Here is a 23803-nt window from a genome sequence, read left to right on the forward strand (position 1 = left end):
GTATAGCATTGAAAATGAAATTGGCAGATGTTAAATTTCTGGGGTGGTGAATCCCCCTGTGCGGAGGGGCAATGCCAGGTCGAGTTATTTTTTTGCGCTTATTGCGAGTCGTTCCTGACCTGGCAGCGACTCACCGGGAGGCACCCGGCACCACACACATACTGCATAACCCTATCTAAAGGCCTGCCATTCCGGTGGGCCTTTTCTTTGGGCAAAAAAAAGCCCGCATGGTTTCATGCAGGCAAGGCAGTTACATTTAGATTTTGTCCCGGTATATGTTTTTTTGTCCGGAAGTCGAAAGATACTGTCTCGAATACATTTTGTAAATAACGGATTCAAATCACAAGGCCATGCATTTGCATGGCTTTTTTATTATCAGGTCCCGCAGGAATCATCATCGACATGCTTCGTTGTTAAATCCAGCCTGACGGGCCTGACCCTTTTCAAACACACAGCTTCCCGATCTTTAATCGGAGGCGGTAACTATGGCTAAACGTATGCAAGACAAAGAGAGCATTGCCGGGATGTCCTGGCTGGTTCTGCTGATCATTGCTTGCTGGGGTGGACTTGTCCGCTACCTGATAGATGTGAAGCAGAGCAAGGCAACATGGAGCTTGATCAATGCTCTTGCCCAAATGGTGGTTTCAGGGTTTACCGGCGTTATTGCTGGTCTGGTGAGCATTGAAAGCGGATTGAGCATTTACATGATACTGGCCACTTCCGGAATTAGCGGGGCAATGGGTTCTGTTGCTTTGACCTATTTCTGGGAGCGCATTACCGGAGTTAAGGCGCCATGACAGCAGATCAGATTATCGAGGGCGTCCTCGGTAAAGAAGGGGGTTACGTAAATAACCCGAATGATAAAGGCGGCCCAACGCGCTGGGGTATCACGCAGACTACCGCCCGCGCATATGGCTATAGCGGCGATATGAAGGCGTTACCACGGGATACAGCCAAAGCAATTTATCTGTCGCAATACTGGACAGAACCGAAGTTTGACTGCATCGCCGAGTTATCGCCAGCCATTGCACAGGAATTGTGTGATACTGGCGTGAACATGGGGCCACGTGTCGCCAGTACATTCCTGCAGCGCTGGTTAACGGCGTTGAATATGCAGGGCAAGCTATATCCGGATCTGAAGACGGACGGCGCGATCGGCAATCTCACCATCGCCGCCCTGAAAAGTTATCTCGCCGTTCGTGGCAAAGATGGCGAAGCCACGCTGCTAAAGGCGCTGAATTGCAGCCAGGGGGCTCGCTATCTTGAGTTGGCCGAAGCGAGGCCGGCTAACGAAGCGTTTCTATACGGCTGGGTTAAAGAGCGGGTGAGCCTATGAAGATGATTATTTTCGCTCTGCTGGCGCTGGTGGCCGTGCTGGTTCTGTTGCTAGTGCGCAAATATACCCGGCTGGAGTTTGTTGGTCATGCCCGGTTGCTGCTTAAAACATGGTCTGTCCGCCTGGGTGCTGCCGGCGCTTTGGTCGGTGTATGGGCCCAATCATTTCCGGACGCAGCTCTTCATGCCTGGGCGATGCTGCCGCCGGATATCAAAGATATTCTGCCTGCAAACATTGTGGCAATGATTAGCCCGGCCCTGGTGGTGCTCGCCATCCTCTCTCAATACGTCAGACAGCCAAAGCTGAAAGAAATAGCCGATGAGCAGCAGGAGGCGCAATGAGCCTTGAATTTATCAGCGGGCTGGTAGTCGTTCTGCTTGGCTTAATCGCTGGCGCGTTTGGGTTAGGCCATGCGCGCGGGACCAGCAAGGCGGAAGCCAAAGCCGAGCAGCAGCGCACTGAAGAAAACGCCGCTGCTACCGTCGCCGCGGCAGAACGCCGGGCTGATGCAACGAAAGGGGCCAGCGATGTACAGGAAGACGTTAAGCGTATGGGCGATGACGATGTTGATCGGGAGCTGCGCGAACAATTTACCCGCCCCGGTGGTAGTTGATACCGCGTGCAGCTGGGTGCGGATCATCTACCTGACTGACCACGATATAGACGTGATGGATAAACAGACGAAGCGCGACATTCTGGCGCACAACAAATCAGTGCAGGCGAACTGTCTGACGAAACCTACTAATAATAGGTAAATTCATGCTTGCTGATTGGCGGTTAACACGCTAGTTGTTCGTGATAAAATTCCTGGGGTGATGTTTTCTTAAAGGAATTCGTGATATGGACGTGCTAATTGACAGTGCCCTCGAAGGCTATTTTTTTCTCTTACTCGATATGTGGCCAGTTTTGATTGTTGCTTTCGCAGGGTTGGCCATCTCATTTTATGGCGTTTTAATGCGTAGAACTGCGGTCACCTTCATTCTACTTGCAGCGATAATAGGAACTGTAGGTTCGATTTATGCTTAATTCAGACTGCAGACAATATGCACCAAGTCAACTGCCAGAAAGGTAAGTGACATTAGTCAAAGTTAAATGAGATTCGTCTTAATTGCCTTAGTGCCTGGGCGTAGATTGAAGATGCTGCAATCAGCAGCATCACTCTGGGATATAACAATGGGACAGTATTATTACGTTAATAAAAATGCGCAGTTTAATGGCGATCACGAAGTACATGTGAGTTCATGCACTCGGTTGCCAGAAGAGAAAAACAGGCTGTATCTGGGGATTTTTGAAACTTGCTCTCCGGCAGTGAGAGAAGCCAAGAAAACCTACTCGCAATCAAATGGCTGTTATTACTGCTGTTATGCGTGTCATACGTCCTGACAACTAGCATGAATCAAACCAAGGTCGCCAGTGGCGGCCTTTTTTATTACCAGAAGCAGGAGAAGAAGCATGTTAACAGTAAAAGTGATGTCGCCTGGTGGCGGTGAAGAAATTCATTGTGGACTGAGCGTTGGCTTCAACCCCAACCAGCAGAGTATTGCCGTATCGGGAATGGACCAGAACGTATTCCTGAAGCAGGGAGAAGTGGCCTACGTGATGAACGCAAACGGCAAGACCATTTCACGTTACGAACACCTGGAACGACAGTAGGCATTACAGAAGCTCTTCAGCGAAGGGCTTCGATAATGCTTACCCGACAAGAAGCATAGATCTGGTGTCGACCAAAGAGGTGATCCACATCTTGACGGCTCGCAAAGACGAGAAGTGACTGAGCAACTCTGAGAAGAAGTGGCAATGTCGCGTTTATAAACTTCTGCAAATGGTGCCGGTAAAGTGCCATTGACAGAGTTTTATGTAAGTTTCATGAGTTACCGGTTAAACAATTCCCCGGTAAGTATCCGAACAACCCAGAGGAATGTTCTGTATGGCTGAAGTTGAAGACCGCCGACCATTCCCTCCCGTCAACTTCATTGGCGAAAACTGGCTACCGTATACGCGGATTATCCCGGCTACTGAAATCGGAGAGTGGGTAAATCAGCACATACTCTCTGATGAAGGCCGGCTCCATAATCCTGACCACGAACACCTCGCTAATGCACTCGCTGACGCTGATATCTCGTTTATGTGGGCGTCAGGTGCATTCACCAAAAGTGGCCGCATTGTGCTTGGTCAGTGTGAGCAGGTAATGATGCGCGCCGGCGGCTGGCAGAAGTCTCGCATGGAACAGCAGATGCATGAATGGTTCGGCCGCATAGTGTCTATCCTGTTGGGGAGGGGAACCTACCTGAACTCATGCAGACCAGTAAGGGCCTGTTTATGATTCCAGGTGATAGCGGGAAGGTATTCAGCAACAAAGAGGTTACTGGTTCTCCGAGTATCAAAAAGGCATCGACCGGTAGTGAGTATCAAAGCCAAAAAAGCGATTCGGGTAATGTTTCTGGAATATCGAACTCAAACCAGGGGTTAAACGTGCAGGTGGTCATCAACAATCAGGTGTCGAATGCTCAACCTCAGTATATGGGCGCTAATCAGGTTGATGGTAACTATGTCATTGAGTTTCTGATTTCTGATGCAGAGCGTAACGGACCGTATATCAGTACGCTACAATCGACGCTTGGCGTATCTCGCAGAGCTAATGGAGATTTTTAATGGAAGACAACATTTTTTCTGGGCCTGAGTTTGCCAAGAAGATAAGCGACATCATGGATACGTTGTTTGCTGAAAGTGATAGGGGATGCGTGCTAGTAGCCTCAAGTATGATAGAGGAAGGATTGCTCGAATTAATTTCATCTTTTTTGCTTCCTCCTCTTAACTCAAAAGATGAGTTATTTCATGGGCCTTCAGCACCATTCTCCTCGCTTGAGTCCCGAATTGCCGCAGCTTATCGGCTTGGACTGATAAAAAAATCTGTAGCTGTCAGCCTTGGTATTTTCCGTAAAATCAGAAACGAATTCGCTCACAGAATCGAAACCATTAACTTTGATAATCAAAGTTGCATAAACAGGCTCAATGAGATTTATAGACTTTCGCCAGAAATATCAGAATACCTTGATGATTTAGGTAAAAGAACAAACAATCATCCATTACCAATAAGGATGAAATTCGTTTTGTTTTTTGCAAGCAACATAGCTGCTATAAAAACTGTAAAGTCAGAAGTGATTCAAATAACCCCACTAGACTAATCTGAACTATAAAACCAACCCGCCCCGGCGGGTTTTTTAATGCCCGGAGGAAACGTGGCAACAGTTTCATACCCGGATATGCTGCCGCTTCCTCAGCGCGCAGACCAAAATATGACGCAGGATACGGCATGGCAGACGACGACGCCGGCGGTCGGTCCCGTCATCTTCACGCCGTTAACCACTGACCTGAAATCGACCTGGTCGCTGCAGTGGAAATTCACGCTGCAGCAGGCCGAGCGCTTTAAATCGTGGCTCCGATCGCCGACGTACTGCGACCGTGGACGTAACTGTTTCCAGATGCGGATTGACCTTGGCGATACGCAGGGCGTACAGCTGCAGACCCTGCATTTCATCAGTATGCCGGTACAGACCAGCAAAAACGGGAACATCGTCACCTGGACCGCCAGCGTCATCTGTAACGGTATCGAGGACATCACCGAGGACTACGACGACTGGATTGTCGATGCACCAGAGAATTACGGTTACTGGCTGGATTATCTGGTCACTGCCGTTATGCCGAGGGCTGATTAATGCCGACATTGAGAGAGTGGAAAGAGCGCCGGCCGGCGAGCGATATCAAACAAACTATCGAGTTTTATCACCCGGCATTCGGCTACTACCGGGTCGTCAATAAACTGTTCCGAGAGTCCACGTTCGGGGGCAATCAGTACCAGCCAGCGGCTTTCAGCATTACCGAGCCAACGCAGGACGGTTCGGCGATTATCGCGATGGGGATTACGTTTCTCCAGGGCGCAGAAGAAGTCCGTAGCACGCTGAAGAGCTGGAAAGGGGCTGCACGCATGACGCCGATAACCTGCAAATACCAGCAGTGGAATGCAGTAGGTGATGCTGAACCAATGAAGTCCTGGTCACTGTTTGTTAAGGACGTCGGCGCTGACGGTAGCAATGTCACTGTGAATGCTGGCAAGACCAACCCACTGACGCTGGCCAACCCCATTATTTACACCACGGAAGACTATCCTGGGCTGATTACCGTATGACACAGAGCGAATTTATCGGGCTGGTTAATGGCAAGCCCTGGGCTAACCGCGCATGCACGTTTGACGAGCTTGATTGTTGGGGCCTCGTCGTTTTGTATTACCGCCACGTGCTTGGGCTGGAGCTCCACCACGTTGCCGGCTACGAATCTGGCTCAGATTTCATCACCTGCTACGAAGAGGAACTCGAGCACTGGCGCCGGGTTCCGGTGCCGGTTTCCGGCTGCCTTGCGGTGTTCTATTACGGCAATCAGCCGGCGCACGTCGGCGTAATGATTAATCCGGGGAAATGCCTGCACTCCCGCGGCGAGTTCGGTTTTGTCCGCACGGACAGCGCCGTCATCCTTCAGAAAATCTATAACAAAGTGGAGTATCTTGTGCATGGTTCGATATGAGCTTCAGCGCCTGCCTGGCGCGCCAAAGCAGCACGGAACAACGGAGCCGGGAACGCCTCTGATAGTCTTGCTTGATAAGCTGAAATTGCACAATAACGTGGTGGTAAAGCTTAACGGCAGGGAGTTAGACGACGATTTCGATCTGTCTCGGGCGCTACGTTCCGGGGATACGGTGTCGGTATTCGATCAGCCGGAGGGAGGTGGTCTGATAGGGACGTTACTCAACCCTATTGAGCACCTCAACCCGATCCGCTTCACCAAGAAAGTGCTTGGCTCTCTGATGGGAACGCAAAGCGCCGCCACGCCTTCGGTGTCTACCGGCGAATCACCAAACAACGATTTAACCGGGCAGACTAACCGGGCGCGGCTGTACAAAGGCAGACCAAACGTTTATGGCTTGTGCCGCGTGTTTCCTGACCTGATTCAGGAGGTGCTTTTTGAGTTCGTCGACAACAACAAATACATCACCGAATGGTTCGAAGTGGGTTATGGGAAATACACTATTTCCTCTGTGCGCTACTCAGAATCGAACCTCGGCAGCCTGACAGGTGCCAGTTATCAGGTATTCGACCCGGGCGTGACGATCGGGACCATCGATGTCGGGTACCAATTTGACGACGTCGATAACGAAGAGGTTCCAGGTCTGAACGAGAGTGAGGATTTCCCGGCCCAGACCGCAACGACAACAGCGCCGACGGCGATGGTGATAGAGAGCAACCAACTCAAGGCAACGGTGCTCTCGAACGATGATAACTTCACGTACTTCGCCGCGCTGGCAGTGCCGCACCCGGTGACGTTTGTTATCAACGCAACGTGGAACTCCGGTGGCAGCGCGGTAACCCGTAATGTCACTGGCAGCGGAAACATCGTTTCTTCTGAGAGTTTCATCGGTGAAGATACGCTGTCCTACCCTGACGACACTATCGCCAAAGTCACCATAAAAGGGCCGAACAACAGCAACAGTAACCGCGAGCAGAAATACAATATGCTCGCTCAGCGTCACACTATCAGTTATGACCGAACAACTGGCCTGATTGACTACACGCTGCGCCCGAGCCGCTCGTTTGCTGATGCCGCACTGCATGAATGGATAGTCATCGGCAGGCAGGACGCCGCCAGCATCGATATCGCTACGCTGTACGCTATCGCCGATTCCATCACTGTCCCCGAACTCGCTTACTTCGATTACACCTTCTCGGATGAAAAGTTGTCACTCGGCGAGCGGATCAGCACCATCTGTAATGTCGCCCGCGTCGGCGGAAACAATATCGGCGACGTGCTGACATTCTGGCGTGATGAGAAAGTCTATAACCCTGATGCGGTTTATGCTCGCTCAAACATGTTCTGGGATGAGTACAAGGTTTCCTGGCAGATGTCTTTGCCGGGTGGCTATGATGGCGTCACGGTTGATTATGTCGACCCGCTCACCAATAAAAAGTCGTACATCTACCTGCAGATTGATGAGAACGGAATCACTGTCGCAGATGATGCGACGATTAACGCCAGCCAGCTGAGTCTGGACGGGTGCAGAAACAGAGCGCAGGCAGAGGACAGGGCCTGGTTGGAAGCGAGTCGCATTCTCTACTCTCGCCTGAGCATGACAGTGAAAGTACTGGATTCGACGCAGGTCGTGCGCGGCACGGTTGTTCAGTGTCCGGATATGTACGACAACGCCCAGCAGAACGGTTATATCACAGGTCGCACCGACGATGAGTTTTCCACGTCAGAGCGCATCGACTTCTCTCTCGGCGATATGTGGGTGGTGATGACGGACAGCCTCGGTAATTACCGCGGGCGGTGGCATGCATACCCCGTAAACGGAAAGCCCAAAGCGTTTCAGGCCGCTGCTGACGCATTCGACCTGAATATCTACGACGGAAATTTCGTACAGAACGCCAGTCGGTATTTCATCGCTACCGACACCGAACTGAATTCCACCATCTGGCGCGTCGAAACGGCGAAACCCAATGGTGACGACACTCAGACGCTAACCCTCTCTGAATACTCTGACTCGATTTATCCGTAACACACAACAGTAATTACCAACCTTCGCGCACACCATCGGATTTGCTTCTGAGGGATTCGTGCGCCTTTTTATAGGGCGACAAGCACATGGCAGAATTACCAACACCAACGCGAAAGACGGTACCGAGTGATGATATTCGTGACCACGTTTATGCGGGTGGAATGCTGGATAAAGTTGTTACCAGCACTGATTTAACCTACACGGATCGCCTCGGTGGTGAGCATTACACCGTCGACGGAATCAAAGCAGAAGGGGATAAGGTCGTTGAGGAAACTCGCCAGAACCTGCTCCCTTTGAGTCGTCAGTACATGACACTTGAGGCGGCGCAGGTTGACATTGCTAACATCCCGGATGGGTCAACCACTTATTACCGCAGCCCTGATGACAGCGCACTGGCTATTGAAGTTATCAATAATGGAGGTACGCTTGCGGCTACTGGCAGAGTAATGCCGTCTCAATATTCTGTTGAGGTGGTTAAAAAGTTGGCGACATCACCTGAGTTTAATGAAACAGATTTTCGCATGGCTAACTTTGACGCCAATTATTTATGGCGCGGGCATATCCATGAATTTACACCGTTCACCTCTGCGACATCAGTTGGGGTGCAGGTTACCAACTTTTCTAGCAATAACTCAACTACGGCAGCGGGGCGAGCAGGCGTTTACGTTGATGGAGTTTTGCAAACTGTTATTTATTTGCCACGCGCCGGATCGCGATATATTGATGGCAAGTTATATGCCCCATTTACACCGTTTCGCATCGAATCATGTGAGCAATGGCGCGTTGCTGACGCCAACGCGACTACTGTTCGCATTCAATTTACAGTTCCCGCTCACATTCTAACTCAGGCACCGGTAGCTGATTCTGTTCATGGATATTATGACTTGTCGGGTAAATTTTCTCCGATGAGTGTAAATGAAATCACTACGGCAACTGATTATGCTATTGCGTCAACGGCGGTACTGAATGTTTTTCAACTGGTCCTGAAAACCGCAGATATTATCGCTGCCGGGTATGACTACACCAGCCCTTCTGATGTTGAAGCGTTTGTGCGCATTATCGGCAAAAATTCTCTGTTTCTTGGATACACGGGAGTGTATTCCGCGATTCATGGAGTTGAGGGGTATTATTCGCGCTGGGTTAAGCCCGGGTTAATCTCTGTAGCGCCACTGGCAGGCTCCGAAGCCATGGTGGCCAGGTTAACAATCCTGAGCCGAAGCGATAAGCCTCTGGCGCAAGTTAACAGGCTTGAGTACCGGGCTGCCGATGTAATAAATGCATCATATGCGCTGAATAACTTCCCCGTGGAGATTAAGGTTAATTTTGGACAGGGGGAGGTGCACCAGAATACCGTGTTGCTTCTCACTGATTCTAACGGCGGCCTTATTCCTGCGCAATTCAGCCCTGAGTGGTACCCAAACCCGAGGACTCGTGCAGATCAGGGCTATTATACTGACGGCTCAGTTTCGTCCGGATCGGTATTTTTCAATGACACGCTGAGCGCAGGACAGCAAAAGTTTTACGAGCTGAAGGCATTTTCTGGTCCGGCAGTTTCCGGTGCAGCAATGCCGACAGTAACTCCCAAGTCTGCCGGGATTTCTGTTTCATTCGGTGGATACACGTACGACTTTACATCATTCGGTGGCCTGGGTTCAGTCACAACGCCGCAAGGAAAAGCGTTCGCAGTTCAGGTTCAGTCCTGGACGTCCGGTATTGATACTGGTGCTATAACCGACAAGTTATCGAATATTCAATACACGCAGCGCATTGTCAGTCGCGGTCCTGTATTTATCGAGATTGAGCAAATTTGTTACAACGCCTCATATACATCCATGGCGGCGTATTCAGTGCGACACACAACTCGTTACCGTATATTTAAAAACGGGAGAATTTATATACGGTTCATGCACCACGCCGCGCAGGACATTCCCGTTAATGCATTGTGTGGCGTGAGTCACCGCATGATAATGCCGGGAACTAAACTGGCGGTTGATGAAGAGCGTTATTATTCAGGTCACATTGCCGACGCAGATACCGGGCATACAATCACCATGACACTGCAGCGCTCGCATGGCGACGTTCATCGTGACGGCACGGCATACGGACCGACACGCCCGGGATATTTTTACGCGGGCAATCCTACCACTGCATCCACCCGTATTATGGGGGGGTGGAAAATTACCTCACTGACAGACTATTCCCTGCTCAACTGGCCTGTTGATAAAGATTATTGCTGGACAGGAGAGGGATTTATTGATTTTGAGTCAGATACCGGTGCATCTAAAGACACACTGGCGGCGCTTTACAACCGCCCGGTCGGTCGTTTTGGCCATCCGTGCTGGCCATCCTCTGTTCGTGAGCGGTTATTCCGTCGGTTTGATGATTTTTGCACGGGTAGCATGGAGTGGTTTAACAGTGCTGCTGCAACTTCATATTCCGGGGGAACCAGTAAGACAAAATATTACCAGTCCTACACATGGGATATTTATCAGTATCTGACGAAGGGCATGGGTAGCCTTGATGATATATATACGCGCTTTAAATTCCGCTGTGACAACTCGTTTGGTGGGTTTGACGCCATGGGAGATGGATATCTGACCGGGAAACTGGTTCTCCAGTTCTCTTCTCGCCTGGTTGTTCCGGTATACGAGTGGCTCTACAAGGCCGCGTCGCGTGAGAGTAACGCGGCGATTGTTTCTGCTCTGAAAGTCTCGATTGCAAGTTATGCTGACGGCATTGTTACCCGTTTCAATACAAGCGGAGGATGTCCATTAAACGGATCTCAAAATGGTGTCGGAAACTCAAACTCCAATGCAGTGGCCATGCGCATCCTTGCGCTTGCTATCTATATGGGTACTGACACGACGGGAGCATATCAGACCGCGCTCAATGGTCTGAACTCACTGCTGACCGGCCCTCTGTTCAATTATGTCCCTGGCGTTCTCAGTGATGAGGCATACAGTGCATCAAAACCGTCAGACTGGCTGGTACAGGCAAACTGGCTGCACTATCAGGCATATGTTGCTAATAACTATCTGGCCGCTTGTGATGTTATTGGCGTGACGCCAGGGGTTGATATGGTCACCTATCTGTTACAGGCTCAGACCGGGTTTGGTGGATTTGAGGACGTTTTTTACTGCATATCAGAGAGTCGGCGTGGGTCGTTCAATACGTACACATTTGCGATGTATCCACTCATTAGGTCCGGCACCGCATCAGGTATATGTGCCGCCGAGGCTTTGTGGGATCAGGTTGAAGCACAGCACACCGCAATCGTTGGTATGACTAAACGAATGTACGATTTTGACGGCAATACGGCATCCGGGGATGCGCGATATGAAGTGTCATTCAATGCAACCGTTCTTGCTGATTGCATGCTGAAGTTCTGGTTTGACGCTCGCAGTTAAATCAGTTGGTTGCGGCTATCGCGAAAATTGATAGCCGTACCTCATTCAACGATATGAGGCAGGATGATAGCCCTGTTTGATAACATGGTGAGAGTAACCTTACTTTAACTATTGTTTCCTGAAATTAACATCTGAGATAATAACTCAACGAAGGATAGAGCAAAGAGTGGTTGAATGTGAGCAGCAAGGAAACGTTAACGTTCGCGCAATTTTTGATAATTAATAGTCACCTTGCCAAAGTCTCAGATACCTGGGCTGATTTGTGGGCATTGATTTATTACACGGGTATGAGCGCTGGAAGACTGCTGACGATCCAGCACGATGATATTGATGGCAATTCGATACTGATACGAGAGAGGGGGAGGCTGAAAGCGCTGCGCGTTGAAATTCCACCTACGGTGATGGCGATGCTAGCCCGGCGACGGGAAAGGCATCCAGAGGATATTTTTGTGTTCCAGAGCCATTCAAATCGTGTGAAGAACGAATGTCGGCCAGTAACACTCATTGCTTTCAATACTGCGTTGAGGCATGCGTCTAAATCACTACCCGCAGTCACTGCAAGCAGTAGCAGTGCAAGAAATGTGTCTGACTAGCAACTCCCTGGATCCGTTAGTGAGGGAGGTCTGCGCAATTCTTTGGTGGTTTTTCTCCCCCGCGATTCCAATATTCAGGCTTGGGACATCAATGGGGCATGGATGGGGCATTTTGAATTGGCAAAGTTCGCCAAAGTTCGCAAACAACGACAATCGATTGTTCTGTCCAACCGCTAAAAACGGCGCTCCTGGACGATATTTGTCGATTTTTAGTTATCTAACTTCATAATGAACATATGATGCATCCCGGTCATCACCGCAATCGGATAGATAAAACCAATTAACAATCCGCCAATACCCGCCGGTAATGTCAAAAATTGCTGGATGGCCATTACCGCATAATGTTCAAAACCATGTACCAGCGGCCCTAGAATTAATAAGGCGATAGCGACCGCGATCAGAATGACAATAAATGGCGTAAAAATAAGATCCATAGAATTAGGCATCACCCGGCGGAAAAATATTTCCAGTTTCGCGCCGATAATGCCGGTGATGAGCGCGGTCAGAATCGACCCCTGATAACCCACCAGCGGAATAAAGCCAAAAACATAAATAGGGCTGCTGTTGCCATACGCTACGTCGTAGGCGTTTGGTAGTGCGGGGGAGACCAGCATCAGGCCGATCAAAAAGCCGATAATCGGCGTTCCGCCAAACTTCTTAAACGCCGACCAGCAGATAAATGCCGCAAGAAAGGCAAAGGCGGTATCGCAAAGTACCGTGGTCAGCGTTTGCAGGGCCACGGGAATATCCGCGACGCTGCCGCCAAACCAGGCCTGCACCGTGTCATTAAAGATAACGCCCTTCAGGCCGAGGAACAGACCGGTTGCCCCGAGTACCGGTACTATCGGCACAAAGACGTCGGATAAATTGCGTATCCCTCGCTGTAAGCGTCCCGTGCTTTGCTTCGTCATCTCATCTTTGCTGACTTCGGCGACCTGATATTCGTTAACGAACTCCTGGTAGACTTTATTCACAATGCCGGTACCAAGGATTATCTGATACTGACCCGAATTATAAAAAACGCCTTTCACTTCGCTGATGTTGCGGATTCTTTCATCATCAATTTTTTGCCGATCTTTCACCTGCAAACGTAAGCGAGTGGCGCAGTGCGTCGCGGAGGCAATGTTCTCCTTGCCAATGGTATTAACAATTTCGATGGCAATATTTTTATATTTGTTCATCTTTAACTCATTCCTTCACGAGAATGGTCTGATAGGGTTGCAGGGTTGCGCCAATATCGGCGTAATTATTGAGGAGCACTTCGCCCGCCGGAAACGTAAAAGGCAGTTGTTGGGCACTTAAATTAGTGATAGAGACAAAGCGTTGGGTGTCTGTTTTCCGTTCATAGGCCACGATGCGGTCGTCTACGTTCTCTATCGGCGCGAATGAACCGTAGATAAGTGCTTGCGGGTAGCGCTTATTTCTTAAGTCGATCATCTTTTGATAAAAAGAGAAAACGGAATGTTCATCAGCAGCCTGGCTTTGCGCATTGACGCTAAAGTCAGGTGCGGAGAAAGGCAGCCAGGGCTTCGCGCCCAGGTTAAAGCCAGCGTTAACGCCATCGGACCACGGGAAGGGGGTTCGTGAGTTATCCCTTGAGCGCTGGTTGATAAAGCCTAAAGCCTGTTCGCAGGTAAAACCTTCCGCCAAAGAGCGATGGTAGTTATCCAGGCTTGAAATATCATCAAATTCATCAATGCTCGTGCGCTGGAAGTTTTTCATCCCCAGCTCCTGGCCCTGGTAAATAAACGGCGTTCCCTGCATGAAAAAATACATACCGGCCAGCGCCTTGGCGCCGATCGCGTTTTGATACTCAACGTCGCGGATGAGTTTTGACAGCGCGCGCGGCTGGTCATGGTTTTCAATAAACGTCGTTCCCCAGCCGGTCTGGCAAAATGCCCGCTGGCTGGCAAACAGCGCTTCTCTGAATTCGCCAATACGCCAGTCGCGCTGTTTAAACCACTCTGAACCGTTTTCGACATCGATATCCGCAGCGTGGAAATCAAAGATCATATTGAAGTAGCCATTGGGGCCAATATAGCTGTCGTACTCATCCAGAGGGACGCCCGGCGCTTCGCCCACGGTTACGCAGCGGTGGCGGTTGAACGTTTTTTCTTTCAGCTCATTGAGAAATTGCTCAATCCCCGGTCGATTACGTGATTTACTTTTGATGGATGCCAGGCCATCAACGCCATCGGCAGGCAAAGAACCGTAGTCCTGATCTTTTTTAATAAACGTAATTGCGTCAATACGAAACCCGGCAATGCCTTTATCCAGCCACCAGTTGACCATGGAGTAGATTTCCTCACGCAGTTGAGGATTTTCCCAGTTCAGGTCCGGCTGTTTTTTATGGAAAACGTGAAGATACCAGGTCTCTTCGCCCGCAACTTTTTCCCATGCGCTGCCGCCGAAGATGGAGCGCCAGTTATTCGGCGCGCCCCCCGCAACGGCGGGTTTGAAAATGTAGTAATCACGATATTTTGATTGAGGGTCAGCAAGGGCCGCCTGGAACCAGGGATGTTCGTCGCTGGTGTGGTTGACCACCAGGTCGATCATTACCTGTATTCCCATTTCTGACGCCTGCTTGATCAGGTCGTCAACATCCTGCATTTGGCCCAAATCAGGGTTCACCGCATAGTAGTCGGCAATATCATAACCATTGTCCGCCATCGGTGACTGATAAAAGGGCGAGACCCAAATCATGGTAATACCTAATTTCTTGAGATAAGGCAGTTTGGCAATAATACCTTTGATATCGCCGATACCGTCGTTATTACTGTCATAAAAACTTTTTGGGTAAACCTGATAAATGACGGATTCTTTCCACCATGCGGTCTGTTGCGGCTGGTTCATAGCTTCTCCTTGGTATGAAATCGATACCATATTGCGATAAAAAAATTAAGCGGATGCCCTGATGATTAATTCAGACTGCAAATCTTCTTCGTCATAGCGATATTGAGCGTGGTTAATCATCGCCAGCAGGCGTTCTACGGAAATTCGGCCTAGCTGTTCAATGGGCTGGCTGATAGTGGTTAGCGGAATAGGGATCATCTCGGCAATGGGTAAATTATCAAAGCCCATAACCGCCAGTTCACCGGGAATGCTGACCCCTTTGGCTGAAAGCGCGGAAATCAATCCGCAGGCAACTTCATCGCTACCGGTAAAAATAGCATCAGGGCGCTCGCTTTTATCCATTTTCAGGATTTGCTCAGCCAGGTGCCGCCCGTCGCGGTAAGTATGAAGATGGCGGAAAATAAGATGATCGTGAATTAGCTGATGTGCGCTTTGCATAGCGGTAATAAAGCCACGGTTTCGTCTGCTACCGTGCCCTTTTTGCTCAAAGCTCCCGCCCGTAGAGTAGGCGATTTTTTGATAACCTTTGTTGAGCAGCCAACTGACCGCATTGTAGGTTGCCAGTTCATCATCCACCTTAACAACCGGCAGGCTGGTGTCATCAATGCTGGTGTTGCACAGCAGAATAGGGCCATATTTCTGATATTGCTCGATGACGTTTTTATCGTTCTCAACGGCACATAAAATAAGACCATCAATAATCTTTTTCTTCAGCAGATCGAGACAGCTTTCCTCTTCCCCTGCGCTGTCATGGTTTTGCACGATCAGTACTGAATAGCCATGCTTGCGTGCGGCCACCTCAAGGGCATCGACCAGGCTGGCAAAATAGGGGTTGGTTATCCGTGAGATCAGTATGCCAATCCGGTGGGTTTTCACGCCGCGCATCTGCTGTGCGACGGTGCTCGGCTCATAATCCAACGCCTTCATCGCCGCGAGGATTTTTTCCTTTTTATCTTCAGAGATATAAGGATGATTGTTCAGGAAACGAGAAACCGTCGTTACTGATAAGCCTGCTTTTTCCGCTACGTCTTTTATGGTTGCCATGGTTTTTATGAAATCGATATCACATGGGTGTAAAATATTTTTGGACGTCATCTAAGTCAACCGTATTTTTAGAAAATATGATCTGATTCACAATAAAATTGCAGGGTGCAAGAAGCTTACCCGCGTGCGTGAGGGCGACTTAAAAGGTGTATTATGTGGGTCACAAAATGGATGATGAAAAGGAAAAACGATGTCTACACCCATCTTTCGCCAGGCGACGCCCGCCGATGTTGATCGCTGCTATACGATAGAAATCATCGCCTATGAAGGCGATGAGGCCGCGACCCGGGAAAAAATCGCCACCCGTATTAATCGTTACCCGGAAGGTTTTATGTGCATGGAACTGGACGGCGAAGTGATTGGATTTATCAATGCGGGCTGCGCCTGGGACGTGGTGATGTCGGATGAAGAGTTCAAAGAGCTTATTGGGCACGACCCCGCGGCACCAAATGTGGTCATTATGTCGGTGGTGTTAGATCCAGATTTTCAGGGGCAAGGCTATTCATCGCTCATGATGCGCGAATTTGTCTCTCGCATGAAAGCCATGAACAAGCAAACTATCCATTTAATGTGCAAAGACCGGCATGTCGATCTTTACGCGCATTTTGGCTACCGCTATATCAAACCTTCTGAGTCCGATCATGGCGGCATGGCCTGGCATGAGATGATGATGGAGCTGTAAAAGAAACTACACAGACGTTAAGCCGCAACAGGGGGGCTGGTTCCCCTCAATAAGGATGTCAGTATGGGTATGGTAGAACGGAAGAATTATCCGCAATTGGGTGAGGTTAAGGCTCCCTATGTCCACTCAGTAAGGCATGGTAACACGCTCTATATTTCAGGGCTGACCGCGTTTGGCACGGTTGCGCAGCGTTCAGGCATTGCCGGACAGGCTGAAGAGATCTTCAGCCAGATCGGAAACATCGCCAGCGCCGAAGGCACGGATTTTTCAGCCCTGATTAAGGTGACCATATTCATTACTTCTTTTGAAGAGATCGACGAGTTGCGTGAAGTGCTCTACCGACATTACGGCGCCAACTTGCCTGCCAGTTCTCTGGTTGAAGTTAGCCGCCTTTTTTCACCCGATCTCAAGATAGAAATTGAGACTGTATTCGGCCTCTGACTTATTGCTTATCGCCGGACGGCAATAGCCGTTTGGCTTGATAGGCTTTTGCCGAATGTAGAGGCAAACTGACGAATCAATCGGTTTTGTCAGGCACGATGATGAGAATACTGAAGTAAAATCGGGATGAAGAAGAGAGGGAACAACCGGAAAATAAAATGGTGCGTCTGAATGGACTCGAACCATCGACCCCCACCATGTCAAGGTGGTGCTCTAACCAACTGAGCTACAGACGCATTATGGTGCGTTTAATTGGACTCGAACCAACGACCCCCACCATGTCAAGGTGGTGCTCTAACCAACTGAGCTATAAACGCATTATGGTGCGTTCAATTGGACTCGAACCAACGACCCCCACCATGTCAAGGTGGTGCTCTAACCAACTGAGCTATGAACGCAATGTTGCAGTGGCAACGGGGACGCATATTAGCGACAGGGAGGGGTTGTGGCAAGAGGCAAACGTCACTTTTCTTCCAGATTTCACGCGATCGCAGAAGTTTTATCCATGTTGCTTATATTTTACTGATGCAAAAGAAGATTTCTTCGTCGATTACGGACAATGGTGCTCAATCAGCGCCGTTGTCATATACCCGTCATACTTCAAGCTGCTTATGTGTTGGCTACGGATTACTCGGCCCATCCATGGGCCTCGCCCTTACGGGCCGTCGCAAGCGACGTTCAAATCTGCTCCCGGCAGATTTGTCGCTCGCCCCAGTCACATAGTTATCTATGCTCCTGGGGACTCACTCCCTTGCCGCCTTTAAGCAACTCGAATTATTTAGGGTATAGATCGGATTAGCGCGCTGCGCGCTGCGCGCTGCAAAATCACGCTGGAAGGCTGACGTTGCAAAAAGCGCATACGCAGCATCATCATGATGGCCGCAGAGGTTAAACCGATAATAAATCCGCACCAGAAGCCTGCAGGGCCCATTCGCGGAACCACAATATCGGTTAATGCCAGCAGATAGCCGCTTGGCAGTCCCAGCACCCAGTAGGCGGTAAAAGTGATAAAGAAGATGGAACGCGTGTCTTTATAGCCACGCAGGATCCCGCTGCCGATGACCTGAATCGAGTCGGAAATCTGGTAGATCGCGGCTAATAACATCAACTGGGAAGCCAGCGTGATGACCTCAGGGTTGTCGTTATACAACAGCGCGATTTGCTTACGCATCAGGACAGTAAAAACTGCCGTGATGACCGCCATGCACACCCCGACGCCAACGCCGGTTCTGGCTGACGTTTGCGCTTCCAGGGTTGAGCCCTGACCAAGGCGGAAGCCTACGCGAATGGTCACTGCCGCCGCGAGAGACAGAGGCAGAACGAACATCAGCGAGCTGAAGTTAAGGGCTATCTGGTGTCCGGCCACGTCGACAATGCCCAGAGGGGATACCAGCAGCGCGACGACGGCGAACAGGGTCACTTCAAAAAACAGCGCCAGCGCAATCGGCAGACCCAGTTGTACCAGTCGCTTGATGACTTCGAAATCTGGTTTGCTGAACGGCTCTGGGCTGCGAATATCACGCATTGAGCGTGCCCGGCGAACCCAGGAGATCATGCTGAAAAACATCACCCAGTAAACCGAAGCTGTTGCGACGCCGCAGCCAACGCCGCCAAGCTCCGGCATCCCGAAGTGACCGTAGATAAAGATGTAGTTAACCGGAATGTTGACCAGCAGGCCGATAAACCCCATGACCATTCCAGGTTTGGTTTTTGCCAGGCCTTCGCACTGGTTACGTGCGACCTGGAAGAAGAGATAGCCCGGTGTACCCCACAGCAGCGCGCGCAGATAGCCAACGGCTTTATCTGCCAGCGCCGGATCGATGTTATGCATCGAACTAATGATGTAACCGGCGTTCCACAGTACAACCATCACCAGAACAGAGACGAAGCCCGCCAGCCAGAATCCCTGGCGTACCTGATGGGCAATGCGGTCGCGACGACCAGAACCATTCAATTGGGCAATGACCGGAGTCAGGGCCAGCAGCAGACCGTGGCCGAAGAGGATCGCCGGTAACCAAATCGAGGTACCAATGGCGACCGCCGCCATATCGGTGGCGCTATAGCCGCCTGCCATAACGGTATCGACGAAGCCCATAGAGGTCTGGGCAACCTGAGCCAGAATAACGGGTATAGCCAGTGCTAATAACTGACGCGCTTCAATAAAGTACTTCTGCACCTGAACACCTTTATCTTGTTGTTATTTTAAGACTAAAAAAGCCGCCCAATATGGCAGCAAGAAGAAAAAAGCAGAGGGATTTGCCAGACTATTGTAGCGAGGATTAGCCATTTAGCCAGTGAAAAAATCCCAGTGCACGTTGTGCGCTGGCAACCTGTTTTGCCACCTGTTATTGTTCCGCATAGCCTAAAACGGTAATGATACCGTCACGAATTTATACAGGAGCAAAATATGTTTACCGGTATTGTGCAGGGGACCGCGAAAGTGGTGTCCATAGACGAAAAACCCAATTTTCGTACCCATGTGGTGGAGTTGCCTGAGCATATGCTTGCGGGGCTCGAAACCGGGGCGTCTGTGGCGCACAATGGCTGTTGTTTGACCGTCACCGAAATTAACGGCCCGCGGGTGAGTTTTGACCTGATGAAAGAGACGCTGCGTATAACCAACCTGGGCGCGATCCGTGAAGGCGATTGTGTGAACGTTGAGCGGGCGGCAAAATTCAGCGATGAAATTGGCGGTCACCTGATGTCCGGTCATATTATGACTACTGCGGAAGTGGTGAAAATTCTAACATCGGAAAATAATCGCCAGATTTGGTTTAAGGTCCAGGACCCAACGCTGATGAAATATATCCTCTATAAAGGATATATCGGTGTTGATGGGATTAGCCTCACCGTGGGTGAAGTAACGCCAACACGTTTTTGCGTGCATTTGATTCCCGAGACGCTGCAACGTACAACGCTTGGCGCGAAAAAACTGGGCGATCGGGTCAATATTGAGATTGATCCGCAGACTCAGGCGGTCATTGATACCGTTGAGCGCGTGTTGGCAGCAAAAGACGCCGCGCTGAAAGCGGCGGCGGAGTAATTTATTCGACAGCCCGGTTGACGTGGCCGGCTGTCGTTTTAGATCATTGAAATCAAATTTTTACTGCCGTCGCGGTGAGTAAAAAAAGAAATCCCTGCGCCAGCGGCGCAGGAGGGACAGCGATTAGCGAGCCACGCGCAGGCCGTGCTCGACACCGCGAGAAAAAACCACCTGCCAGAGCTGAATATCGCGGGCGCGAAAAGCACCAGCACAGGCATTCAGGTAATAGCTAAACATACGTTTGAATCTTTCCGAATAGTTGTCAGCGATTTCCGGCCAGCTATTGAGGAAACGCTCATACCATGCCATTAGCGTGGTGTCATAATCGGCACCGAAATTATGCCAATCTTCCATCACGAAATGCGTTTCACTGGCCTGTGCGATGTGGCGTACCGACGGCAGACAACCGTTGGGGAAGATATATTTATTAATCCACGGGTCGACGCTATGGTCGGTTTTTTTCGAGCCGATTGTGTGCAGCAGGAAACGACCGTCAGCTTTTAAATTACGATCCACCACGTCAAAATAGGTGTCGTAATTTTTAGGCCCGACGTGTTCAAACATACCAACGGAAACAATGCGGTCAAAACTATCATGCAAATCGCGATAGTCCTGAAGCAGAATTGTTACGTCCAGCCCTTCACAACGCTGCTGGGCCATCTTTTGCTGTTCGGCTGAAATAGTGACACCAACAACGCTGACCTGGTAGTTTTTAGCCATATAGTAAGCCAGACCACCCCAGCCGCAGCCAATATCCAGCACCCGCATTCCGGGTTCAAGCTGCAGCTTTTGACAGATCAGATCTAATTTTGCCTGCTGTGCATCTTCCAGATTCTGCGCATCTTTCCAGTATCCGCAGGAATATTGCATAAAAGGGTCGAGCATGCGGCTGAAAAGATCGTTACCTAAGTCGTAATGTTCTTTGCCGACTATCCAGGACCTTTTTTTACTTTGCAGATTGAATAAGCGAGCGCCCGCGATGCGGAGGGTATCTTTAAAATGGTGGGGAAGCTGATTTTCCAGTCCGGCGCGTAAGACCTTGTGGAAAAATAAATCCAGCCGCTCACAATCCCACCAGCCGTCCATATAGCTCTCTCCCAATCCCAGCGACCCTTCTTGTAAAACGCGCTTAAAAAAGAGAGGATTTTTAATCCGCAGATCGGAGGGGGCTGGACCATTAATTTCGATGCCCGCACGGCCTAATAACTCAGCGACAATCCGGTACCAATCATCATTTGGTACGCTTACTTCTTCTATACACGATGAACTCATAGCTTCTCCATCACGCCCAAGTGATCAGAACCTTAAAACAGCGTAGACGCTTTTCTGGCTTTGTGAGAAATCTCACGGACAATCCGTGAGGCTGCTATCCGACGTAGAACAGAGGAAGGGAGATAACCCTTGCCGAAAGGCCTTCCATGGAGAAACGGGACGCATCCTGCTCCCGTTAAATCAATTAATCTTTCTATTTATGTGATGCCGGATCCAGTATAGGCCGCTAAAAACAGGCTTTCAATAAAAATATGTTAGCAAGCTAATTACTGGACCTTAACACTATCTGAAGATTACCTTAAGCATGTGACGATTCTGTTGCCAACGCGGTGGCCTTGTACTGCATACGGTAACCGATACCGGCCAGCACAATGGAGATAAGCATCACGCTGGTGGTGGTTTGCAGCGGTGTCGCTATCAGCGTAGAAACCAGCAAGCTGGCGATAAAGCAAAGACCCAACTGTAAGGTATTTTGCAAAGCTGCGGCGCGACCGGTCGCCTGCGGGAACGGCTTCAGCGCCTGAGCAACGACGATAGGATAAATACCGCCATTTACCACCGCCATTGCACAGAACGGAATCATTAATCCGACAAGCGTGGCGTTAGCCTGCAAACCTACCAGCCAGGTAGCGGCAACGCTGATGGAGAAAATCACCAGCAGCCACGGCAGGATCTGCTGCCCTGACCATTTTTGTAAAGCCGCACGGCAGCCGTAACCACCAACCAGAAACGCGATAGTTTGCGGAACGTAGCTCAGGCCGATAACGGTCGGGCTGTACCCCATCTCGTGAAGAATAAATGGCGAGCCGGTCAACCATGCGAAAAAGCTGGCGGAGCAGGCGGCATAAATCAGCACGTTGCCGCTGTATTCGCGCGAGCGTAGTAGGGCAAGGAAAGTCAGCTTCTGCTGGGTGCCGACAACCGTCTTTTTCGCCGCTTTCAGGCGCAAGGCCGGCAGCATGAGCAACAGGGTTATCGCGAACAGAACGGCGAAAATAGCCTGCCATTCGAAATGAACCAGCAGCCAGCTGCCGAGCAGCGGCGCCAATGCTGGAGACAAGCCCACCAGCGGCATAATGGCGGCAAAAATACGGTTTGTGCGATGGGCTGGGTAGTAATCGGTCACCATCGCTTGCCAGGTCACGGCGGCGGCGCAAACGCCAATCGCCTGAATGAAGCGCAGCGCCAGCATCAGCGTGGCATCTTGCACCCAAAGCATCCCCAGACAGCCGATAGCGAAAATGGCCAGGCCGCTTAGCAGTACCGGCTTGCGTCCGTAACGGTCAGAGAGCGGCCCCCAAAAAAGCTGTCCAATGGCAAAGCCTGCCAGGAACAAGCTCAGGCTGGCGCTGACTGAAGCCGCTGAAGTGTTGAGATCTTGTTGGATCGCGGCGAAAGCCGGCAGATACATATCGGTGGCCAGAAAGCCGAGCACGCTGAGCCCGGCCAGCCAGACTAAGAATCCTTTCCCAGGTTGTTGCAATTGTTGCATAAAATTCTCTTGTTATTGATGCAGGTACGGTGCGGCAGAGTGTAGGGAGTGCATTCGGGCTTGTGAAACGCTAATATTTGTCAGGTGGATTCAAAAATTTTGTAGGCAGAATATGTGGTCAGAATACTCACTTGAGGTGGTTGATGCTGTTGCGCGTAACGGCAGTTTTAGCGCAGCGGCGCAGGAGCTACACCGCGTACCTTCAGCGGTGAGTTATACCGTGCGTCAGTTGGAAGAGTGGCTGGCGGTTCCGCTCTTTGAACGTCGTCACCGCGATGTCGAATTAACCCCGGCCGGGGTCTGGTTTTTGCAGGAAGGGCGCTCTGTTATCAAAAAAATGCAGATCACTCGCCAGCAGTGTCAGCAGATAGCCAACGGTTGGCGCGGGCAGCTATCCATTGCCGTCGATGACATCGTCAAACCGGCGCGCATGCGGCAAATGATCGTTGATTTCTATCGTCATTTTGATGACGTTGAACTGATTGTCTTTCAGGAGGTATTCAACGGCGTCTGGGATGCGTTAGCTGATGGCCGCGTGGAATTAGCTATTGGCGCGACGCGCTCTATTCCCGTCGGTGGGCGCTATGCGTTTCGCGATATGGGGATGCTGAGTTGGGATTGCGTGGTGGCCAGCGATCATCCGTTGGCGAAAATAGACGGCCCGTTAAGCGACGATGTGTTGCGCAACTGGCCGTCGCTGGTACGGGAAGATACTTCACGCTCGCTACCGAAACGCACGACGTGGCTGCTGGATAATCAGAAGAGGGTGGTGGTGCCGGACTGGGACGCTTCCGCGACCTGCCTCAGCGCAGGGTTGTGTGTTGGCATGGTGCCAAAGCATTTTGCACAGCCGCGAATTGATAGCGGAGAATGGACGGCGCTGGCACTGGAAAATCCATTCCCTGATGCGGCCTGCTGCCTGACGTGGCAACAAAGCGATGCTTCACCGGCGCTGATGTGGCTGCTGGATTACCTTGGCGACAGTGAAACGCTGAACAGGGAGTGGCTGCGGGCGCCGGAATAGCCGGCGCCGCGA

General features: G+C 50.5%; 23 protein-coding genes, 3 tRNA genes and 3 pseudogenes. 20 read left to right on the top strand and 9 right to left on the bottom strand.

The genetic code is table 11. The features are described from left to right. The first annotated feature begins 497 nt into the window (after positions 1–497). The 16 genes and pseudogenes from AC07P6_RS13920 (at position 498) to AC07P6_RS13995 (ending at position 11940) form a co-directional block, all read left to right on the top strand. Positions 498–797: a phage holin family protein gene (locus AC07P6_RS13920; protein WP_031280382.1), complete on the top strand. Its 300-nt coding sequence runs from the start codon at positions 498–500 to the stop codon at positions 795–797. Further along, a complete protein-coding gene (locus AC07P6_RS13925) occupies positions 794–1336 on the top strand; it encodes a glycoside hydrolase family 108 protein (protein ID WP_142515228.1) in 543 nt (180 codons plus the stop codon). Before AC07P6_RS13920 ends, AC07P6_RS13925 begins: the two co-directional genes overlap by 4 nt. Then, a complete protein-coding gene (locus AC07P6_RS13930) occupies positions 1333–1677 on the top strand; it encodes a DUF7940 domain-containing protein (RefSeq protein WP_042944971.1) in 345 nt (114 codons plus the stop codon). The genes AC07P6_RS13925 and AC07P6_RS13930 overlap by 4 nt, the downstream gene beginning before the upstream one ends. Next, positions 1674–1949, top strand: a complete 276-nt coding sequence (locus AC07P6_RS13935) for a hypothetical protein (protein ID WP_142515227.1) — start codon at positions 1674–1676, stop codon at positions 1947–1949. The genes AC07P6_RS13930 and AC07P6_RS13935 overlap by 4 nt, the downstream gene beginning before the upstream one ends. Continuing rightward, positions 1900–2091, top strand: coding sequence for a hypothetical protein (locus AC07P6_RS13940; RefSeq protein ID WP_142515247.1), 192 nt, complete (start codon positions 1900–1902; stop codon positions 2089–2091). Before AC07P6_RS13935 ends, AC07P6_RS13940 begins: the two co-directional genes overlap by 50 nt. Before the next feature lie 85 nt (positions 2092–2176). Next, positions 2177–2362 (top strand): hypothetical protein, encoded by a 186-nt coding sequence (locus tag AC07P6_RS13945; protein WP_142515226.1) that lies wholly within the window; start codon positions 2177–2179, stop codon positions 2360–2362. Positions 2363–2788: 426 nt separating this feature from the next. Further along, positions 2789–2989 (top strand): hypothetical protein, encoded by a 201-nt coding sequence (locus AC07P6_RS13950; protein ID WP_004136199.1) that lies wholly within the window; start codon positions 2789–2791, stop codon positions 2987–2989. 274 nt (positions 2990–3263) lie between these two features. Continuing rightward, a pseudogene (locus AC07P6_RS13955) lies at positions 3264–3653 on the top strand (putative metallopeptidase); the annotation flags it as partial. Continuing rightward, a pseudogene (locus AC07P6_RS13960) lies at positions 3596–3988 on the top strand (tape measure protein); the annotation flags it as partial. The pseudogenes AC07P6_RS13955 and AC07P6_RS13960, both read left to right, overlap by 58 nt. Further along, entirely contained in the window at positions 3988–4521 is a 534-nt protein-coding gene (locus AC07P6_RS13965; RefSeq protein ID WP_478316541.1) for a hypothetical protein, read from the top strand. The pseudogene AC07P6_RS13960 and the gene AC07P6_RS13965, both read left to right, overlap by 1 nt. A 54-nt stretch (positions 4522–4575) precedes the next feature. Next, positions 4576–5052: a hypothetical protein gene (locus AC07P6_RS13970; RefSeq protein WP_478316692.1), complete on the top strand. Its 477-nt coding sequence runs from the start codon at positions 4576–4578 to the stop codon at positions 5050–5052. Further along, positions 5052–5522: a hypothetical protein gene (locus AC07P6_RS13975; RefSeq protein ID WP_478316694.1), complete on the top strand. Its 471-nt coding sequence runs from the start codon at positions 5052–5054 to the stop codon at positions 5520–5522. Before AC07P6_RS13970 ends, AC07P6_RS13975 begins: the two co-directional genes overlap by 1 nt. After that, entirely contained in the window at positions 5519–5914 is a 396-nt protein-coding gene (locus AC07P6_RS13980; RefSeq protein ID WP_325989990.1) for an NlpC/P60 family protein, read from the top strand. Before AC07P6_RS13975 ends, AC07P6_RS13980 begins: the two co-directional genes overlap by 4 nt. Next, positions 5901–7940, top strand: a complete 2040-nt coding sequence (locus tag AC07P6_RS13985) for a host specificity factor TipJ family phage tail protein (RefSeq protein ID WP_478316696.1) — start codon at positions 5901–5903, stop codon at positions 7938–7940. The genes AC07P6_RS13980 and AC07P6_RS13985 overlap by 14 nt, the downstream gene beginning before the upstream one ends. Positions 7941–8101: 161 nt before the next feature. Beyond that, positions 8102–8449, top strand: a pseudogene (locus tag AC07P6_RS13990) (hypothetical protein); the annotation flags it as partial. Positions 8450–11523: 3074 nt separating this feature from the next. Then, on the top strand, positions 11524–11940 hold the full coding sequence (locus AC07P6_RS13995) for a site-specific integrase (protein ID WP_260611054.1): 417 nt from the start codon (positions 11524–11526) through the stop codon (positions 11938–11940). A gap of 209 nt (positions 11941–12149) precedes the next feature. Here AC07P6_RS13995 and AC07P6_RS14000 read toward each other — a convergent pair whose 3' ends face one another. The 3 genes from AC07P6_RS14000 to AC07P6_RS14010 are packed head-to-tail and all read right to left on the bottom strand — an operon-like array spanning position 12150 to position 15837. Continuing rightward, positions 12150–13121 carry a PTS transporter subunit EIIC gene (locus AC07P6_RS14000; RefSeq protein WP_478316698.1) on the bottom strand — a complete coding sequence of 324 codons (972 nt, stop codon included), beginning with the start codon at positions 13119–13121 and terminating at the stop codon, positions 12150–12152. Positions 13122–13128: 7 nt separating this feature from the next. Then, positions 13129–14793, bottom strand: coding sequence for an alpha-glucosidase (locus tag AC07P6_RS14005; RefSeq protein ID WP_478316700.1), 1665 nt, complete (start codon positions 14791–14793; stop codon positions 13129–13131). 45 nt (positions 14794–14838) lie between these two features. Continuing rightward, positions 14839–15837: a LacI family DNA-binding transcriptional regulator gene (locus AC07P6_RS14010; protein WP_478316702.1), complete on the bottom strand. Its 999-nt coding sequence runs from the start codon at positions 15835–15837 to the stop codon at positions 14839–14841. A gap of 190 nt (positions 15838–16027) precedes the next feature. On the opposite strand from AC07P6_RS14010, the gene AC07P6_RS14015 reads away from it, so the two are divergent. Together AC07P6_RS14015 and AC07P6_RS14020 are read left to right on the top strand one after the other, a co-directional pair. Further along, the gene (locus AC07P6_RS14015; RefSeq protein WP_478316704.1) at positions 16028–16519 is read left to right on the top strand and encodes a GNAT family N-acetyltransferase; all 492 of its coding nucleotides are present in this window, start codon (positions 16028–16030) and stop codon (positions 16517–16519) included. Between the two features lie 63 nt (positions 16520–16582). Next, the gene (locus tag AC07P6_RS14020) at positions 16583–16960 is read left to right on the top strand and encodes a RidA family protein (RefSeq protein WP_478316705.1); all 378 of its coding nucleotides are present in this window, start codon (positions 16583–16585) and stop codon (positions 16958–16960) included. Between the two features lie 159 nt (positions 16961–17119). Here the strand turns inward: AC07P6_RS14020 and AC07P6_RS14025 are convergent. From AC07P6_RS14025 to mdtK, 4 genes are all read right to left on the bottom strand, one after another. Next, a tRNA-Val gene (locus AC07P6_RS14025) sits at positions 17120–17196 on the bottom strand. Positions 17197–17200: 4 nt separating this feature from the next. Next, positions 17201–17277 (bottom strand) — tRNA-Val (locus AC07P6_RS14030). 4 nt (positions 17278–17281) lie between these two features. Continuing rightward, positions 17282–17358: transfer RNA gene (locus tag AC07P6_RS14035), tRNA-Val, on the bottom strand. Positions 17359–17738: 380 nt separating this feature from the next. Beyond that, positions 17739–19136: an MdtK family multidrug efflux MATE transporter gene (mdtK, locus tag AC07P6_RS14040; RefSeq protein WP_478316706.1), complete on the bottom strand. Its 1398-nt coding sequence runs from the start codon at positions 19134–19136 to the stop codon at positions 17739–17741. Positions 19137–19367: 231 nt separating this feature from the next. Between mdtK and AC07P6_RS14045 the strand changes: the two genes are divergently transcribed. Further along, the gene (locus AC07P6_RS14045; RefSeq protein ID WP_142513954.1) at positions 19368–20003 is read left to right on the top strand and encodes a riboflavin synthase subunit alpha; all 636 of its coding nucleotides are present in this window, start codon (positions 19368–19370) and stop codon (positions 20001–20003) included. A 123-nt stretch (positions 20004–20126) separates the two neighbouring features. Here AC07P6_RS14045 and cfa read toward each other — a convergent pair whose 3' ends face one another. Both cfa and punC read right to left on the bottom strand, forming a co-directional pair. Further along, complete coding sequence (cfa, locus tag AC07P6_RS14050) at positions 20127–21275, bottom strand: cyclopropane fatty acyl phospholipid synthase (protein WP_182239203.1); 1149 nt, start codon at positions 21273–21275, stop codon at positions 20127–20129. A 298-nt stretch (positions 21276–21573) separates the two neighbouring features. Continuing rightward, positions 21574–22758, bottom strand: coding sequence for a purine nucleoside transporter PunC (gene punC, locus AC07P6_RS14055; protein ID WP_181486406.1), 1185 nt, complete (start codon positions 22756–22758; stop codon positions 21574–21576). Between the two features lie 121 nt (positions 22759–22879). Here punC and punR point away from each other — a divergent pair, with 121 nt between their 5' ends. After that, on the top strand, positions 22880–23791 hold the full coding sequence (gene punR / locus AC07P6_RS14060) for a DNA-binding transcriptional activator PunR (protein WP_304259591.1): 912 nt from the start codon (positions 22880–22882) through the stop codon (positions 23789–23791). The last annotated feature ends 12 nt before the right edge of the window (positions 23792–23803 follow it).

The sequence above is a fragment of the Klebsiella sp. GFKo11 genome, assembly GCF_056490265.1.

Excerpts from the sequence above, each read along its gene's own strand:
- AC07P6_RS13925 (WP_142515228.1), top strand. The coding sequence starts at position 794 with ATGACAGCAGATCAGATTATCGAGGGCGTCCTCGGTAAAGAAGGGGGT.
- AC07P6_RS13965 (WP_478316541.1), top strand. The coding sequence starts at position 3,988 with ATGGAAGACAACATTTTTTCTGGGCCTGAGTTTGCCAAGAAGATAAGC.
- AC07P6_RS13975 (WP_478316694.1), top strand. The coding sequence starts at position 5,052 with ATGCCGACATTGAGAGAGTGGAAAGAGCGCCGGCCGGCGAGCGATATC.
- AC07P6_RS13980 (WP_325989990.1), top strand. The coding sequence starts at position 5,519 with ATGACACAGAGCGAATTTATCGGGCTGGTTAATGGCAAGCCCTGGGCT.
- AC07P6_RS13985 (WP_478316696.1), top strand. The coding sequence starts at position 5,901 with ATGGTTCGATATGAGCTTCAGCGCCTGCCTGGCGCGCCAAAGCAGCAC.
- AC07P6_RS14045 (WP_142513954.1), top strand. The coding sequence starts at position 19,368 with ATGTTTACCGGTATTGTGCAGGGGACCGCGAAAGTGGTGTCCATAGAC.
- AC07P6_RS14010 (WP_478316702.1), bottom strand. The coding sequence starts at position 15,837 with ATGGCAACCATAAAAGACGTAGCGGAAAAAGCAGGCTTATCAGTAACG.
- AC07P6_RS13930 (WP_042944971.1), top strand. The coding sequence starts at position 1,333 with ATGAAGATGATTATTTTCGCTCTGCTGGCGCTGGTGGCCGTGCTGGTT.
- AC07P6_RS13950 (WP_004136199.1), top strand. The coding sequence starts at position 2,789 with ATGTTAACAGTAAAAGTGATGTCGCCTGGTGGCGGTGAAGAAATTCAT.
- AC07P6_RS14015 (WP_478316704.1), top strand. The coding sequence starts at position 16,028 with ATGTCTACACCCATCTTTCGCCAGGCGACGCCCGCCGATGTTGATCGC.
- AC07P6_RS14005 (WP_478316700.1), bottom strand. The coding sequence starts at position 14,793 with ATGAACCAGCCGCAACAGACCGCATGGTGGAAAGAATCCGTCATTTAT.
- AC07P6_RS13920 (WP_031280382.1), top strand. The coding sequence starts at position 498 with ATGCAAGACAAAGAGAGCATTGCCGGGATGTCCTGGCTGGTTCTGCTG.
- AC07P6_RS14020 (WP_478316705.1), top strand. The coding sequence starts at position 16,583 with ATGGGTATGGTAGAACGGAAGAATTATCCGCAATTGGGTGAGGTTAAG.
- AC07P6_RS14000 (WP_478316698.1), bottom strand. The coding sequence starts at position 13,121 with ATGAACAAATATAAAAATATTGCCATCGAAATTGTTAATACCATTGGC.
- AC07P6_RS13940 (WP_142515247.1), top strand. The coding sequence starts at position 1,900 with ATGTTGATCGGGAGCTGCGCGAACAATTTACCCGCCCCGGTGGTAGTT.
- AC07P6_RS13945 (WP_142515226.1), top strand. The coding sequence starts at position 2,177 with ATGGACGTGCTAATTGACAGTGCCCTCGAAGGCTATTTTTTTCTCTTA.
- AC07P6_RS13935 (WP_142515227.1), top strand. The coding sequence starts at position 1,674 with ATGAGCCTTGAATTTATCAGCGGGCTGGTAGTCGTTCTGCTTGGCTTA.
- punR (WP_304259591.1), top strand. The coding sequence starts at position 22,880 with ATGTGGTCAGAATACTCACTTGAGGTGGTTGATGCTGTTGCGCGTAAC.
- cfa (WP_182239203.1), bottom strand. The coding sequence starts at position 21,275 with ATGAGTTCATCGTGTATAGAAGAAGTAAGCGTACCAAATGATGATTGG.